This window comes from Paenibacillus polysaccharolyticus, assembly GCF_023714295.1.
GTDB lineage: Bacteria > Bacillota > Bacilli > Paenibacillales > Paenibacillaceae > Paenibacillus > Paenibacillus polysaccharolyticus_A.
This window is the reverse complement of record NZ_JAMAUN010000015.1, coordinates 56,410-72,810: the sequence shown is the minus strand read 5'-3', so window position 1 is coordinate 72,810 and position 16,401 is coordinate 56,410. Positions and strand designations below refer to the sequence as shown.

Genomic DNA, 16,401 nt, shown 5'->3' with positions numbered 1-16,401 from the left:
GAACTTTATATAAGAGAGGACGGTTTATCTATGGAATATATTGAAATCGCCGGTGCTGGCAAAAAAGTCTCAAGGCTAATCAAAGGAACAGACTATTTCTTTCATGATACGTATGAGAAAGCTGCAACCAACCTGGATGCGTTTCTGGCAATCGGCGGCAACACGGTAGATACAGCGCACATCTATTGCGGCGGACAGAGCGAAGAGGTACTGGGACGTTATATGAAGGAACGCGGCAATCGCGACCAGATAGTGATTCTCACCAAAGGGGCACACCATGACCAGAACGGCCCTCGCGTGAATGCGGATGCCATTCGCAAAGACCTAACTGAAAGCCTTGAGCGTTTACAGACGGAGCATGTCGATCTGTACGCACTGCATCGGGATGATCCTAACATGCCTGTGGCTGCCATTCTGGAGGCACTGAACGAACACATCGAGTCTGGCAAAATCGGCGCCATCGGCGCCTCCAACTGGACCTGGCAGCGGTTAGAAGAAGCTAACGCTTATGCCGCCTCCCATGGTCTCAAAGGATTCACGTTCAGCAGCCCGAACCTCAGTCTCGCCAAAGCGAACGAGCCATTCTGGGCAGGCTGTGTATCGGCAGATGCCGAAACGCTCGCATGGCATGAGCAAACAAAACTGCCGCTCCTGTCCTGGTCTTCCCAGGCTCGTGGTTTCTTCACTGGTCGATTCACACCAGAGGTACGCGACAATGCAGACTTGGTGCGTGTATTCTACAGTGATGGCAACTGGGAACGACTGCATCGTGCCGGGGAATTGGCTGCATCCAAGAATACAACGGCGATTCAGATTGCGTTAGCCTATGTATTGAATCAGTCCTTCCCGACCTGCGCATTGATTGGGGCACAAAATCAGGCAGAGTTGCTCTCCTGTGACGAAGGCTCCCGCATCACGCTAACTTCGGAAGAGATCGCCTGGATCGATCTGGATAGTGAGGTTAAGCCAGTCGGCATCTGAAGATAATGTCTGAAATTCTAAACTTGCTAAACGCAAAGAATAAATCTTAAAATAAACCACAAATCAAGCTAAAAACGGGATCAAGGTAACGGATTTTCCGCCTTGTCCCGTTTTTTGATTGCTGTGCAACTGAACTAATAGAGAGACGCCGGTTAAACAAAATGCTCTTCGCAGTTGAACAATAGCTGGGCCTGCTGTTTTTGGCATTACACCACGCACACGCACACGCACACGCACACGCACACGCACACGCACACGCACACGCACACGCACACGCACACGCACACGCACACGCACACGCACACGCACACGCACACGCACACGCACACGCACACGCACACGTTGCAAAGTATACATACTCACTGCTGCACAGTAAACCCCTCATTTATAGCACTTTGAGCCGAGGATTACAGCCAAAAGACATGCGCTGAACTTCTAACGATCTCAGATGAGGCTATTCTGCCGATTTTAGCCTATTCTCAAATCTAACGATCACAGGAAACGCTATTTTCTCATAGCACCCTCAATTCTGCCCTTTTAGAGGCATTTTTAGAGAAATAGCGTCGCTGGTGATCGTTACATTTTTCAGCCTGCCAAAATCATGCAAATAAGCTCATCTGAGATCGTTAGCGGAGTCCTGATGTTTGCACATACGATTTCTCCCTAGATTACTCGCAAAAAATCATTCCCAGGTATAGTTTACTGGAGAATGTGCCTTCGATTAAATTTATATTCTGCCTGCATCCTATATGAGCATGTAATGTGTTTAACCGTCGCATGTCAACTGATGACTCACATAAAAAGGACATCCCCCAGCACACCGCGCTGGGGAATGTCCTCTAAATTTAATGATTGCAAACCAATAGCAATTTCTATTCTAAATATAGTCCATTACAGTCTATTACAGCCTGTTACGACCTATTAAGTCTGTTACAGCTTAACGATCTGACCTGTTTTCTCGGATTCAAACGCAGCCAGAATGACTTGCAGGGAACGCAAGCCCTCTTCACCCGAGATGGATGGAGGCGTCTTGGTCACGATGGATTCTACGAATGCATCGATCACGCCGCTTGGTACTTGTTTTTCATTGGTAGCCATCGCGCCAACTTTATACGTTTCAACCGTACCGTTGGTCAACTCAACGATAACCTCGTCACCTTCTACTGTACCGATCTTCATTACGCCATTCTCACACCACAGCACGGTGCTGTTGTCTCCGCCTCTGTATTGTGTCCAGCTGGCTACGAGGGTGCCGATTGCGCCGCTTTTCATGCGTAGCAAACATGTCGCATTGTCATCCACATCCGTGCCTTCTTTGTGCAGCGTGCTGATGAAACCAGCCACTTCGGATACTTCGTCGTTCAGCAAATAACGGATAAAGTCGGATTTGTGTACGCCAAGGTCACCCATCGCACCCATAATCGCTTCTTCTTTGCGGAAAAACCAGCTACCTGCTCCATCTAAACTCCAGCCTTCCGGACCCGGGTGACCAAAAGCAGTACGGAAGGTCAGCACTTTGCCCAATCGGCCGGAATCCAGAATTTCTTTTGCTTTCACGTGAGGAGGCATCAGACGTTGGTTGTGACCCACCATCAGATATACGCCGTTCTTCTTAGCCGCCTCAATCATTTGCTCGCCTTCTTCAGTGGAAACCGCCATCGGTTTCTCAACCAGCACATGCTTGCCCGCATTAGCAGCGGCAATCGTCATTGGGGCATGCAGATAGTTCGGTGTGCATACGCTCACCGCTTCCACTGTTGTTTCGTTTGCAAGCAATTCCTCATAACTGGAATATGCTTTACCGCCGTACATTTCAGCCATTTCCTGCGCACGCTCCACTACCGGATCAGCAAATGCGACAAGTTCTACGTTCTCATTGGCAGCGTACTCTGGAATATGTCTGCGCTGAGCGATGGCTCCACAGCCGAATACAGCAACTTTAATTTTACTCATGTACAAAATTCTCCTTTGACAATTAGATTCATGTTTTGCACGGTCAGATGTTACGTTGAGTCGTTTAACTCTTAAAACTGGTTCAGATAGTTTTGTTTCAGCCAGTTGTGGCTGTTCTCAACGCTCTCAAGCGGAGGGTTCTGACATACGTCCTGTTCCACGATCAGCCACTCTACCCCTGCATTTGTTGCGCTTTCAATTACAGCCGGCAGATCCACTTCACCTTGTCCCAGCTCCAGTGTTTTCATCTGACCCTGCTCGTCTTTGCTGAAATCTTTCAAGTGAAGCAGCGGCAAACGGCCCGCATATTTATTAATATACTCGATTGGATTTTGTCCGGCAAACTGTACCCAACATACGTCCATTTCCACTTGTACCGCTTCTGGAGTCGTTTGAGCGAACATCGCATCAAAAGCATTTGCATCCCCAACTTGACCATGGAATTCGAAGTCATGGTTGTGGTAACCAAAGATCAAACCTTGTTTCGCTGCTTCGGCTCCGTACTGTTGCAATTCTTCAAACAGCTTTGTCCAGCCTTCTGCATTGTCCGGGCGATCTTCCGGCATCAGATAAGGGCAGATCATATATTGTGCACCAATTGTTTTCAGGTAATCGATTTGTTTTTGCAGGTCTTCGCGCATCGCATGAAGGGACACGTGGCTGCTAAAACCTTTTAGACCCAGCTCATCTAGTAGCGCTTTCATTTCCTCTGCTGGAATGTCGCCATATCCGGCAAATTCAACCCCTTCGTATCCAAGGGCGGCCACTTTGCGCAGTGTACCACGAAAATCTGCTGCAGTTTCATCACGAAGTGTAAAAAGTTGCAAACCAATGTTCAATTTTTTCATGACAGATACTCCTCTGCTCTCAAATTTGCTTACATTGCTCTATCTGGTATCATCCTAACGCAAAACAGGCTAAAATGAACATATACAATATAGTCAGAACATGAACTATCTGATCATATTTTATTTCCATCCTGGATTGTCCCATCATTTCAGCCGTTTAACTGCACTCGGACAGGATGATGAATCGATGATATAACAGGATCGAATGATTGGGGGGCGTACATCTGTGGACACATTAGACACATCCGTACTGATCTGTGATTACTCCTACCACTACAAGGCATTCACCCATAATATGAAAGGCGAGCTAGCCACCTATCTGTTCCGCTTGCAGACGGAAGGCTCGTGCAAAGTATATGTACAGGAAGAGGAATTCCGTATGACCAGCGGTGATTTGCTTTTATTAAAACCAGGGGACGATTATCGCCTCGTCGTAGATGAACCACACAAGGAAGGGCGTTTGTCGAGTGGGGACTACTATCTCTTCTGTGAAGGCGACTGGATTGAACAGTGGTGGAAACGCCAGCAACGTCCAACCGTAAGCCGTATTGGTCTGGATGACAAATTGATCAGCCTGTGGCGCAACATGCTACTGGAGAAACGTCGCGGCCCGCTGGAGGAAAATACGGAGCTAAAGGACGCTCTGCTACGTGGATTATGCCTGTACATTGATCGGGCGATCACGGAAAATATCCAGACCGACCGGGCCGTTTCTTCTGCACTTAAGCTGAAGCGTTTTATCGAAGAACATGCCACGGTTACCTTCAAATTGGAGGAAGCCGCCCGTTACGCCGGACTAAGTCTATCGCGGGCCGTGCGTTTATTCAAGGAACACTACAATCAGACCATGATCCAATATGCCATCGAAATCCGACTGAATGCGGCACTGGAGCGTATGAAATACAGCGAGATGACATTAGAACATATTGCCGAGTCCTGCGGTTTTGCGAGCTACTCCTATTTTCACCGGGTATTTCGGGCGCATTTTGGCGTGTCTCCAGCAGAGTACCAAAAATCAAAGCAACATGAACCGATAGATGATCTGGAGCATGTGTAGGTTAAATAGTTGTACTTCTCAACCGAGGCTACACCTTATGTGTAGCTTCGGTTTTTATCTATAAACACATAAAGTTATGACTTTTTTCTACATTTTTTGATATGCAGGAGAGAGGAATAGTCCTATATACCTAGCAATTCAGATATGATAAACTTGTTCCATAATATAGAAAAGGAGTTAATTTATTTTTACAACAAAATTGAAAAGAAAATTACATAAGGAGTCTACCATTCATGAATTTTAAGCGAATCAACTTTTGGCTCATAGCCAGCCTGTGCTTCTTCCTTGTTATCCCGTCCGAGCCTACTCTCGCTCAAACTCTTCTACAACCTCAATGGGAATATGATATTACCAACGGCGGAAAGAGCCGCACAAGTTCACATTCAATAGAGAGTGTCACAGATGAAATGGGTAACCAGAGTTTGATTGTAACTAAAGTGGATGATCAACATGCTTATATTGACAGTATAGATGCCAAGACAGGGGAACTCCGCTGGTCCATGCCAGGCGACGACTATTTTGTGCTTTCTAAGGATGGATACCTGTTTATTTTTCATAATAATCAAGTGATTGCCAAGCATGTATACTCGGGGCAAGTCATCTGGACAGCTTCTTTGCCAGAACCATCAAAAAAATTCTCGTATTACTCCTGGAGGGAGAATGCCTTTCCAAGAGAAAATGGGAGTTTGTATATCGTTGTGAACTCGAGTGATTCGAAAAGCACGCTTTATCATTACGATTCCAAAGGACAGAGAAGCAAAAAATTCACGCTCTCACACATGATTGAACAAATTGCTGGAGATATTATCATTAGCAAAAAATATAGCGATCATCCCGATTCGTATATACATAGCCTATCTACAGGTAAAAAATTAAGCATGATTTCTAACGGAAAAGAATATTACAGCAGTATGGTCCTATCAGATAACACTCTTTTACAATACAACATCGAAAAAAATAAACTAATACTAAACGCATATAACGCTGCCGGTAAAAAAAAGTGGTCAAAACAACTTCCTTATCTGGAGTATACAACAGACATTGTTGCACTAAACGATCGTTTTTTATTTGTGGATGCTAAAAATAAACGAATCAAGCTATATACATCGGCAGGAAAATTGATTACTGAGAAGAATTACCTTCCTGTTCCGAGCAACTATAATAGATACTGGAAGTCTATTGACATGGCACAAGATGGTACAAGCTTTATGTTTACAGTTAAACAGAATGGCCAGGATGAACTTATTATTATGGACACAAGCAACTTGAAGGTTCTGTTCACTTATAAGAGAAGCGAATTTAATTTTGATAAGGATCATCTATTCCTGAATAATATGGCTGATCTGTATGTATTGACGGACGAAGGTCAGACTTTAATGAAAACGCAGCTTAGTAAGTCAGAATAACTAGAAGCAGCAGTCTAGGATGTGCTCTTCTTCTTTTAATGTTCACGTTGACTTCTACTACTAAAAGCCCTCACGATCCATAATCGATCAGTGAAGGCTTTTTAACTTCAGCTACTATTAATTTAATTCCCCCTACGGAGAACCTAAGATCAAGTTCTTCTAACCCCGCCACTTCTTCGCAAGCTCGCTAATCTGATAAGGTGTTGTACGGCAGCATCCACCAATAATCTGAGCACCAGCGGCAACCCATTGTTCCGATGCGTCCTTCATGCTTCCGCAGGAACCTTGGCCACTCCATGTTTTGGTCTCGGCATCGTAGGTTTCACCTGAATTCGGGTACACGATGATCGGTTTATCGCAAGCTTGGCGCAGGATACCAATGGCTTCCGTGACCACTTCCATTGGAGCGCAGTTCAGACCGATCGCAGCAATCTGCGGTTCAGAGCCAAATGCCTGTGCACATCCCTCAAGCGGTGTGCCCTCGCTGATGCTTGTCCCATCTTTTAATGAAAACGAAATCCACGCTTGAGTATTTGGAAACTCCTTAAGCAATTCTACAAGAACACGAGCTTCCTGCAACGAAGGAATCGTCTCGAATGCTAGTATGTCAGCTCCTGCTTCGATAAGCGCAGCCATGCGTGGACGGTGAAATGTAGCCAGTGTCTCATCCGATACGCCGTAATGTCCTACGTATTCCGAACCATCTGCCAGATAGGCACCGTACGGGCCGACAGAGCCCGCAACGACAGGCCGCGGACGATGTAGCTTCTCGCCACTAATGTGCCCACCTGCACAATGTTCACGCTGCTCGTCCCCCACGTTCTCGGCTCGTCCCGAAGAAAGGTCTGCAAGCCGCCCTGTTGAGCCTTCGCCTGCCCCACTTGCCTGCACTTCTGCCCATACATCATCTCTGGCCTTCGCCGCCAGCTCTACTGTTTTGCGAATCAGATCCAGGGCGGCCTCTGCTCCAATTCCACGCTTGCGGAAGCCTTCCACTGTTGCCTGATAACTGGAGGTAATTGCACAATCTGCCCCTGCACGGAAATAATCAGCGTGCACGTTCACGATAACATCCGGGTTCTCCAGTAACACCCGTGCAGACCAGAGCGGGTCATCCAGATCACAGCCATGCTGTTCCAGTTCCGTCGCCAGTGCTCCATCCAGAATCATGATTCGATACTCGTCCAGAATACGTTGAACCACATTTATATCATTCGTTTGCTCACGTTGAGTCATGAAGTCAGCCCTCTTTTCTTCTTCGTACGATCCGTCCAATAATACACGATATAACACAAAATAATGAATGGAATACCACAGTATAAAGCAATCCGCTGTGTTGGGTCAAAAGCGATACCTATGCAGGATGCGAGGCACAATACAAATGAAACGATAGGCACAACTGGATACAGCGGCGTTCGGTAAACCAGGTCCTTCACGTCATGTCCTTCACGCAGATACTGTCTACGGAACATGTATTGAGACACGCTGATGCTCATCCATACCGCCACGACAGCAAGACCCGAGATGGATACAAGTGTAATATAGACCGTCCCGGGTGCAATGATGCTGGACAATAAAGCCAGTGCACCACCAGCCATGCTGAGCACAAGCGCATTGAAAGGTACTCCGCGTTTCGTCAGGCGCGCAAACCATGGAGAGATCGTCTTTTTATCCGCCAATGACCAGAGCATCCGTGATGAAGCATACAGTCCCGAGTTCGCAGCGGACAGAATCGCCGTTAATATGACAAAGTTCATGATGTCGGCTGCATACGGAACACCGACCCGCTCCATGACAGCAACGAACGGACTCTCCAGCACGCTCGCATCTGACATCGGAAGCAATGCCGACAGAATAACGATCGTGCCAATAAAGAAAATAATCAAACGCCACAGCGTGGTGTGGATGGCTTTCGGAATCGTTTTTTCCGGATTTTCAGTTTCGCCTGCGGCAATACCAATCAATTCTGTACCCGAAAAGGCAAAATTGACCGCCAGCATCGTCATCAGGATCGCAGTCGCTCCATACGGGAACCATCCAGACGCAGTAATGTTCGAAAAGAACGGAGCCGGTTCAGCAGTTGCCATCGGAATGATACCAAACATGGCGGCACCCCCAAGAATGATAAAAATGACAATCGTCATCACTTTCACCAAGGAGAACCAAAATTCGGATTCGGCAAAAAGTTTTACCGTGAACGCATTAAACAGGAAGATCATCAGAGCAAACAGTGCACTCCAAATCCAGACGTTCACAGACGGAAACCAGCGTTGCATAAGCAATCCTGCGGCTGTAAATTCCGATCCAAGTGCTACAGTCCAAGTAAGCCAGTACAGCCAGGCCACTGTGTATCCTGTAGCGGGTCCAATATATTTGGCTGCATAACTATGGAATGCACCTGTCTCCGGCATATGAACAGACAGTTCGCCAAGACAGAGCATCACCAGGTACACCACCAAAGCGCCAATCAGATAAGAAAGAATCGTACCCAGTGGTCCGGCTTGTTGAATGGTATACCCTGAGCTAAGGAACAGTCCTGTTCCGATGACGCCACCAAGAGAGAGCATAACTACATGCCTCGTTTGCATTTTTCGCTGAAATTGGCCTTTATCGTTACTATTCTCCATATAACCTGCTCCCTGCTTCTTCATCCAGAACAAACAAAAAAGACCCACTCTTTCCTGAAGAGTGCGCCGTAACTGACAAATAAAAACAAACGCTCCTATCTATCAGGCTTTCACCCGCTGGAATTAGCACAGTATCCTTCAGATCTGTTGCTGAGGTTTCTAAGGGCCAGTCCCTCCACCTCTCTGGATAAGAAAATGATTTTGTATAACTATATCGACTGCTGCCTGATGTGTCAACATTTAAATAAACACGATAACCGACCCAAGCAGAGCTTTCCATATTCTTATGCTGAAATTAACACATAAAGTTTTTGCGAATGGGAGTATAGAGCTACTCTGTAGAGGAACCCGGATTTATAATACTCGTTTTAATCTCATACGTAATAGGTACTGTCGCAAATACTTCATCCCAATTATCTTTTACCTTCTTCCACGTTTTTGGATAATGGATGCGGATGCTGTCCCGAAAACCGGCAACGTCAGCTTTATAGGTATGCTGGAGTTTGTAGAGCATCTGATCAATCTGTTGATCTACGATTTTGGCAAAATCCTGTTCCAGTTCTTTCAGATAGGTCCCTTTCTCTTCTTTTTCAGGCACACGCCAATCCTCCATTAACCAGCCTTCCGACTGGGCCTTGACATGAAAGGAAATATCTCCATTTACTACCTTCGGAATGATTTTTGTCGTTTTCTTTTTGATCTCATACAAAACAGTGAATCCCTCCTTGCTGTATGTTTTGATTACGCCCCCACGCTCTTTCGGCATAATCCACGAAAGTGCCTCCAAATCAGTTTGACTGAGTTCACCAATAAATTTTGTAGTTTTAGCTGCGAAGATACTCCCACCCGAAAATTTATCCTCACCATCTGCATTCAACACATTTTGAAGCAGAAAGCTAGAGCCAGATTGCATTTCTGCATCCAGTTTGGCAAGTGAAACAGGCTCTAATATTTTATTCGTTAAGTAGGAGTTATTCGTAATTCCCGTAAGATAAAATGCCGGAATCCGAGAAGGATCTCGCGACGTGAGCACATCCACCGCACTTTGATGACTGATCAACACTAGACAATTGGGACGAATATCGTTATCTCGCAGCACAAAATCGAGCAATTGATCCAGTCCATACTTTTTGGCAATATCTTTGGAAATGACGATCACTTTAAGATGATGTCCAATAAGCGGACGATCTCGGCGCAGGGCAAACTGGCGAAATATCTGAAGTAGCGAATCTCCCGTAAGTCGTTCATTCGAATAGGAGGACTTACCCGATGAAGGGGAACCTCCTTGTTCACTTTGCTGACTACTTGATTTTCCGGGAGCAATCTGAACGGTTGCAGTTACATTTTCTTCCTTGGGATAATGCCCTCCTTGGGCTGATATCTCTTTCTCAAATTTTGTTTCCTGTCCAACATCGATTCCGAGACCCACATACAGACTCAAATCTTCAATTTCCCGGCTGCTCCAGCATCCCGAGATGAGGCTAAGAAGCAGTAACGCAAAGATCATACGCAGCCACAACCGGAGTGAAATCATGCGTGTTTACCTCCTTTTTTACGAATAATGCTCAGTAGCAGCAATATCAGAGGCATAATGGCAAACAAAACGACAGACACGTTACCCAACATGTCACCTAGTGCAAATGTTTCATATACATTTTTGGGAATCATGGCTGCCAAATAGATAAACGGTAGAAGGCAGTACATAATGGTCCGCATCTTTTTAGCTTTAAACAGATCACGAATCCCCACAGAAGCGCAGTAATGGGTGATCGCAAACGTAGAGAAAATCTGCAAAATCCAGATGACCAGCAATAATGATTCGAAGCGCTCAAATATCAATCCCTGAATCTCAAAACTTCGAACCAGATCGAGCGTTGGCCAAGTTCTCGTTTTAATTCCATCGAGGGACAAACTGCCAACGACCATAACGACCGTGATCAAATAAATCGCCGTAGATATGCCCAGACCCCAAGTCATTGCCTTATTGCTTTTTTTGGGATTTTGCATATAGGCTGTAATGACGAGCATTACTTCATACCCTGTGTATGATAACAAAGAAGGCTTCAACCCTTTGATTACAGGTAAAATCCCTTCTCCGAGAACCGGTCTCAGATTACCGATCTCGAACAACTGATTACTAAGCAGAATTTCCATCACAAATATGACCAAGGTAATCGGCAAAATGATCTCAAACACACGCACGATGACTGGAAGTCCGCCAGAGATCAGATAGATTCCAATCCACATAAACACCATCACAATGGCCCAAGTAGGGGTACGTTCGAGCAGATACATTCCGGTAACGTCAGCCATCACCCGAATTTCGAAGGCGGCAATTACCATAAAATAGAGAATGTTGGCAAAGCCGAGTATGTAAGCAATCGAGCGCCCCGTAATTTCCCGAGTAAATTGGAAAACGGTCTTTTCCGGGAAACGTCGGCATAAGGTCACCAGAATGATTCCCACACCCGTAATAATCAGTCCGGAGAGGAGGATAGAAATCCATACGTCCGGTGTTCCGACAGCTTTGCTGGTTGTCCGAGGCAATGTCAATATGCCTGCACCAAGCATGTAATTGACAATAATGACCACAGCTTGCGTGGTGCTAATTTTGAATTGTGAGTCATTCATTACATAACACCTCCAGACCATCTGTGGATTGTATGGGGCTAAACTAAACTGTACAGAACTGCTTTGCACAAAAATTCACTTCGAACTTCATTATTTCTTCCGATCTTCATCGGTCGGATTCATCATGGCAGGGCGTCTTCTCATCATGTTAAGCGGAGCGCGGATGACAAAATCCTTCCAATCACTCAAGTGGTACGGAACCGCTGGTGCAATATAAGGCACCCCGAAGCTGGAGAGTCGAGCCAGATGTGTGCACATCAGCAAGAAGAACATAACCACGCCATATAATCCCATTACAGCAGCGCTAAACATCGCAGCAAAGCGCAACAACCGCAAGGTCAGCCCTGCACTATACACCGGAATAGTGAAGGATGAAATCGCCGTGACCGCCACGACAATGACCAGAAACTGACTGATAATCCCCGCCTGTACTGCCGCCTGACCGATGATTAAACCTCCAACGATTCCCATTGCAGGTCCGATAGGTTTGGGCAAACGAATCCCGGCTTCTCTTAGAATCTCAATGGACAGCTCCATAATCAAAGCTTCAATAATCGAAGGAAAGGGCACACCCGAACGGGTTTCAATAATCGTCAGCACCAGTTTCGTAGGAATCAGACCTGGATGGAACGATATGAAAGAGATATAAAGCGCCGGGGCAAGTAAGGCTAGCATTGCCGCCATGAAACGCAGAATGCGAAGGAAGGTACTTGGAATCCAGCGTTCATAGTAGTCTTCTGGAGATTGGAGCAGCATGCTGAACGTAACCGGCACAACCAGAACAAACGGAGTTCCGTCCAGCAAAATAGCGACACGACCTTCCAATAGAGCACCAATCACGCGGTCAGGTCTTTCCGTATTCAGAATCTGCTGGAAAGGACTCAAGGCATCATCTTCAATCAGTTGTTCTACGTAACCGGACTCCAGCATCGTGTCCATATCAATACTTTTCACACGCTTTATAACCTCGGTTACGAGTTTAGGATCGGCAATATCCTGAATATAAGCAATAGCCAAGTCCTTTTTGATCCGGCTGCCCACTTCAAACTTTTCAATAAACAAACTCTGATCGCTTCCATAACGTCGTAAAATGCCCGTGTTATCACTAAGCTCCTCTGTAAAACCGATACGCGGTCCACGTAGCAAACCTTCAGACAAAGGTTCATCCACCCCACGTGTCTTTAATCTGGACGTTCCGATTAGCATAGCTCCCGACAGGCCGTCCACCAACAAACCGTTTTTCCCTACTAAAACACTTGATGCAAGCTCCTGGAGAGATTGAGTCTCCTGAACCTCACTGACGGGAAGAATTTGAGTTTTCAGATACGTGGACAGGAAGTCTGCTTGTTCAGGATGAAGGAAGCTTTCCTGTTTGAGTTCAGGTATTCCCTTAATCATCAAAGGTTCAATTAAATATTGGTCGATCAGATCTGTATCCGTAAGCCCTTCGGTATACATGATCGCCGCTCTCGTGTTCGTTCCTCGAATGGTGAACTCTCGAATATGTACATCTGCATTTTTGCCAAACGTCTCTCGAACCGTTATCAGATCTGTCGTGTATATTCCGGTTAACTTAATGTTGGCATAGTGCCCCGTTTCTGTCCCTGGCCCGATGCCGGCTTCCGCTGGTGAAATGTCCTTCGGCGAAGGAATCATTTTATTTTTGCGAGAGAAGCTGCCCCGCTTGATTGCCGTATGGAACCAATTGGTCGTGAAATATATCATAATCGGTACAATAAACACCATGAGTGCCTGTGCCCAGATGGTCCATTTCGGTACATAAGATAAGATCGTTGACCACACCCTCCATCCATCCTCCCTTCTCTGTAAAATCAACCACAGGTATTCCCGGCTTATTGTGTCCTGTTTGCCCATAAAAATTCTGTGAATTTGGCAGGATAGGCAATGGAACACATTCCTGCCTGATGGTGAATAACGACTTTTCATTGGCAGGGATTATGATAAAAACAGCAAAAAAACGATCCTGCAATGAGCACAGAACCGTTCTTATCATTCTTACCATACATTTATTTCCGCTTACACAATTCGAGTCACATGCTGTGCCTTATCATCCAGTAAATGAGCCGCGGCCGCGATCGTTTTGAAATCATTTAACGCAATCTCAATTCTTTCGTGACTTTGTTGCACGTATTTCTCTACTTTTTTTGTACCGTCTGTAATATTGGTAATCTCTTTGGTAATTCCCGTTACACTGTCTCGAATCTCGTTAATTGAATTCTCCACCATGGCTGACAGCTTGCGCACTTCTTTCGCCACAATATCGAATCCTCGGCCGAACTCTCCTGCATGTGCAGCCTCAATCGCTGCATTGAGCGCGAGTAATTGTGTCTGAGAAGAGATTTCCCGAATCGTTCGCACCACACCTTGAATGGAGCCAGCCTGTTCTTGCAGATGCGTTAGTGTAGACTGGTTAGCTGCAGATACTTCGGAGATATAAGAAACGCTAGACATTAGCTCATGGCTTCGGCCAATTCCGGCACCTGCCTGCTCATTCAGTTCTTGAGATAGCGCCTTCAATTCCTGAACAACGGCTGTAATGTTATTTTGGCGATTCGTAATATCCGTAGCCATCTTGCAAACGCCAAGTACCTTCTGATTCGACGCATCAAACACGGGCATATATGTAGCTTCGAGCCATACCGATTGGCCTTTGGCATCCATACGCTCAATCTTGTCCTGAAAGCTGTTTCCAGCCAAAATACTTCTCCAGAACTCCTCATATGCCGGACTATCTGTAAATGTTCCAAAGCATAATTGCCGATGCTGCATTCCATACATCTCTTCCTTGGTATACCCCATTCTTGAAGCAAATACATCGTTCACGTATGTAACCCTGCGGTTTAAGTCGAAGCGAATAATCGCCAAACTTTTCTCCATCGCCTTGACCACTAAATCGTCCGTCACCTGATCTTGCCGCCCCGTCTCCAATAAAGACATCCAAATCCCCCACAATCCGTCCCATAGTCAATAAAGTGTTGCATTTAATTACTTCATGCCGTTCATGATAGATGTATTCATGCGATGCGTTGACTCCTAGTAATGATACCCGAATTCGGGACTTTTGGATCACTAATTTGCACGAATCCCAAAAAATATTTTTTTGTGTACATACAACCTTCATACTCTGGGTCATTATTCACAATCTGTGGAGATATAGAGCAACATAAAAAGCAAGTTATGGGTAATCATAACTTGCTTTTTTCTGGAAATTTTAAACGTAAAATCATCTCAAAACTTAAAAATCATGTACCGTTACACACAGCTGAATGACAACACCAAACGGATCACGGACAATCCCGTAGCCTGGACTAAATTCATTCCTTGCATAAGGCACAAGCACCTTAACCCCTTCGTGTTGCGTCAATGCCTCGTATAGTCCGTCCATTTGGCCTTGATCCTGGGATTGAATGCACAGCGATGTACTGTTTCCCAGTACCCACGGTCTCTCCGCATCCATCGCTTCCTCCGCAATCATAATTTTATTCGCTCCGATCTCCAGCACCGAATGGGTGATGTACTCATCCTGACCTGCAGGATATGTGAAACCGGGACTCTTCTGCTTCATTTCTTTGTAGCTTTTTCGGAATAATACTTTCGCACCTAACGTTTTTTCGTAAAATCTAATCGCTTCTGCTGCTTCTCCGTTCATCGAGAGAAAGGGAATCACTTCAATTTTCATTCTGTTTGCCTCCTCTATTCGTTTGCCTTACACTTATCACTATAACGACAAAAGGTGTCAATAGATGGCACCATTGAGGGAACGAGATGAGAACGAGATGAGAACGGATGAAAAAGAGTGAACGTCTACACCATATGCTTCGCTTTATAAATCAAAAACAGCACTTCACGCTGCCTGACTTAATGCAAGAGTTTCAAATATCCAAACGAACCGCCTTACGTGATATTGCGTCTCTGGAAGAGATGGGTGCGCCCATCTATGTGGAATACGGACGTTATGGCGGTTACCGTCTGCTTCAGCAGATGCAGCTGCCTCCAATCTCTTTTAATACTGATGAGCTCCATGCCCTGTACTTCGCTATGCAGGCCCTTCGCAGCTTCACCAGTTTGCCTTTTCAGACGACATTTGACTCTGTGCATGAGAAATTCATGGCGGCATTATCAGACAGACAGCAAGAAAACATTCATAACATGCAACAACGTGTTGCTTTTAAACATACCGAACAGATCAAAGACAGTGCTCATCTGGAGCTTCTATTGAAGGCCGCGGTACAGCAGATCGTTATTCAAATTACGTATCATGACAAAAACAGGAGTGCGGCGAATTGGAGTAAAGTCACAGTTTCTATTAAGAACAAAGAGCCTACGCAAGAGAATCTGGAAGCTTACCATGATCAGTCAGAAGCAGTTTCCAAAACAAAAACCAGCACCCGTGTCATACAACCCATTGCACTATATACCAGTAAAGGGTACTGGTATTGTCAGGCATACGATCTTAAGAAAAAAGCGCCTCGTGTATTTCGCTGTGATCGAATCATTTCGGCTGTATTAACGGAAATCGAACCTGTTATTGAGCTGGATAATCTGAGAGCAGAGCAATATCATTTCATATGGAAACCTTCCGAACAAGCTATCTCGTTTCAATGCAGGATCAGTAAGGCTGGCATGGAGCGGTTTCAGCAAAACCACTATCCCTCCATGCGCCTTGAAGAACAAGACGGTGTGAACCTGCTGATCGGAACCTATGAACCTCATGAACTGGAGTTTATTGTGATCTACCTTGCAGGCTATGGTACTTCCATTAAGATTGTTGAGCCGGAGATGTTGAAGGAATCGTTGAGACAATATTATATGAATTTGTTGAGGTGTATCTAAGGGTATTAAAAAACCCGGTAGAGTGCATACCGAGAAAAAATACG

The 16,401-nt window shown here is 45.6% G+C and carries 14 protein-coding genes and 1 riboswitch; of the genes, 4 read left to right on the top strand and 10 right to left on the bottom strand.

The features are described 5' to 3' along the window. Positions 1–30: 30 nt before the first annotated feature. Positions 31–981, top strand: coding sequence for an aldo/keto reductase (locus tag M3629_RS25575; RefSeq protein ID WP_251511331.1), 951 nt, complete (start codon positions 31–33; stop codon positions 979–981). A gap of 63 nt (positions 982–1,044) precedes the next feature. Here the strand turns inward: M3629_RS25575 and M3629_RS25570 are convergent, their stop codons facing one another. The 3 genes from M3629_RS25570 to M3629_RS25560 all read right to left on the bottom strand — a co-directional run bounded on the left by M3629_RS25570 (position 1,045) and on the right by M3629_RS25560 (position 3,782). Then, the gene (locus M3629_RS25570; RefSeq protein ID WP_251511330.1) at positions 1,045–1,344 is read right to left on the bottom strand and encodes a hypothetical protein; all 300 of its coding nucleotides are present in this window, start codon (positions 1,342–1,344) and stop codon (positions 1,045–1,047) included. Between the two features lie 567 nt (positions 1,345–1,911). Beyond that, the gene (locus M3629_RS25565; RefSeq protein WP_090924332.1) at positions 1,912–2,934 is read right to left on the bottom strand and encodes a Gfo/Idh/MocA family protein; all 1,023 of its coding nucleotides are present in this window, start codon (positions 2,932–2,934) and stop codon (positions 1,912–1,914) included. 71 nt (positions 2,935–3,005) lie between these two features. After that, positions 3,006–3,782, bottom strand: coding sequence for a sugar phosphate isomerase/epimerase family protein (locus tag M3629_RS25560; RefSeq protein WP_145334688.1), 777 nt, complete (start codon positions 3,780–3,782; stop codon positions 3,006–3,008). Between the two features lie 226 nt (positions 3,783–4,008). Here M3629_RS25560 and M3629_RS25555 point away from each other — a divergent pair, with 226 nt between their 5' ends. Beyond that, positions 4,009–4,839, top strand: coding sequence for a helix-turn-helix domain-containing protein (locus tag M3629_RS25555; protein WP_251511329.1), 831 nt, complete (start codon positions 4,009–4,011; stop codon positions 4,837–4,839). A gap of 233 nt (positions 4,840–5,072) precedes the next feature. Beyond that, positions 5,073–6,245: a hypothetical protein gene (locus M3629_RS25550; protein ID WP_251511322.1), complete on the top strand. Its 1,173-nt coding sequence runs from the start codon at positions 5,073–5,075 to the stop codon at positions 6,243–6,245. A gap of 159 nt (positions 6,246–6,404) precedes the next feature. On the opposite strand, the gene mmuM is transcribed toward M3629_RS25550, so the two are convergent. The 7 genes from mmuM to M3629_RS25515 all read right to left on the bottom strand — a co-directional run bounded on the left by mmuM (position 6,405) and on the right by M3629_RS25515 (position 15,203). Then, positions 6,405–7,481, bottom strand: a complete 1,077-nt coding sequence (mmuM, locus tag M3629_RS25545) for a homocysteine S-methyltransferase (RefSeq protein WP_251511317.1) — start codon at positions 7,479–7,481, stop codon at positions 6,405–6,407. Next, positions 7,478–8,872 (bottom strand): S-methylmethionine permease, encoded by a 1,395-nt coding sequence (gene mmuP / locus M3629_RS25540; protein WP_251511316.1) that lies wholly within the window; start codon positions 8,870–8,872, stop codon positions 7,478–7,480. The genes mmuM and mmuP overlap by 4 nt, the downstream gene beginning before the upstream one ends. 92 nt (positions 8,873–8,964) lie before the next feature. Then, positions 8,965–9,066, bottom strand: a riboswitch (SAM riboswitch). A gap of 137 nt (positions 9,067–9,203) precedes the next feature. Continuing rightward, positions 9,204–10,406, bottom strand: coding sequence for a Ger(x)C family spore germination protein (locus M3629_RS25535; protein WP_251511315.1), 1,203 nt, complete (start codon positions 10,404–10,406; stop codon positions 9,204–9,206). Then, positions 10,403–11,503, bottom strand: a complete 1,101-nt coding sequence (locus tag M3629_RS25530) for a GerAB/ArcD/ProY family transporter (RefSeq protein ID WP_251511314.1) — start codon at positions 11,501–11,503, stop codon at positions 10,403–10,405. The genes M3629_RS25535 and M3629_RS25530 overlap by 4 nt, the downstream gene beginning before the upstream one ends. A 90-nt stretch (positions 11,504–11,593) precedes the next feature. Then, positions 11,594–13,306 carry a spore germination protein gene (locus M3629_RS25525; RefSeq protein WP_251511313.1) on the bottom strand — a complete coding sequence of 571 codons (1,713 nt, stop codon included), beginning with the start codon at positions 13,304–13,306 and terminating at the stop codon, positions 11,594–11,596. A gap of 234 nt (positions 13,307–13,540) precedes the next feature. Continuing rightward, positions 13,541–14,461: a methyl-accepting chemotaxis protein gene (locus tag M3629_RS25520; protein WP_251511312.1), complete on the bottom strand. Its 921-nt coding sequence runs from the start codon at positions 14,459–14,461 to the stop codon at positions 13,541–13,543. Between the two features lie 298 nt (positions 14,462–14,759). After that, positions 14,760–15,203 carry a VOC family protein gene (locus M3629_RS25515; RefSeq protein WP_251511311.1) on the bottom strand — a complete coding sequence of 148 codons (444 nt, stop codon included), beginning with the start codon at positions 15,201–15,203 and terminating at the stop codon, positions 14,760–14,762. 107 nt (positions 15,204–15,310) lie between these two features. Between M3629_RS25515 and M3629_RS25510 the strand changes: the two genes are divergently transcribed. Next, the gene (locus tag M3629_RS25510) at positions 15,311–16,357 is read left to right on the top strand and encodes a helix-turn-helix transcriptional regulator (protein WP_251511309.1); all 1,047 of its coding nucleotides are present in this window, start codon (positions 15,311–15,313) and stop codon (positions 16,355–16,357) included. Positions 16,358–16,401 lie beyond the last annotated feature (44 nt).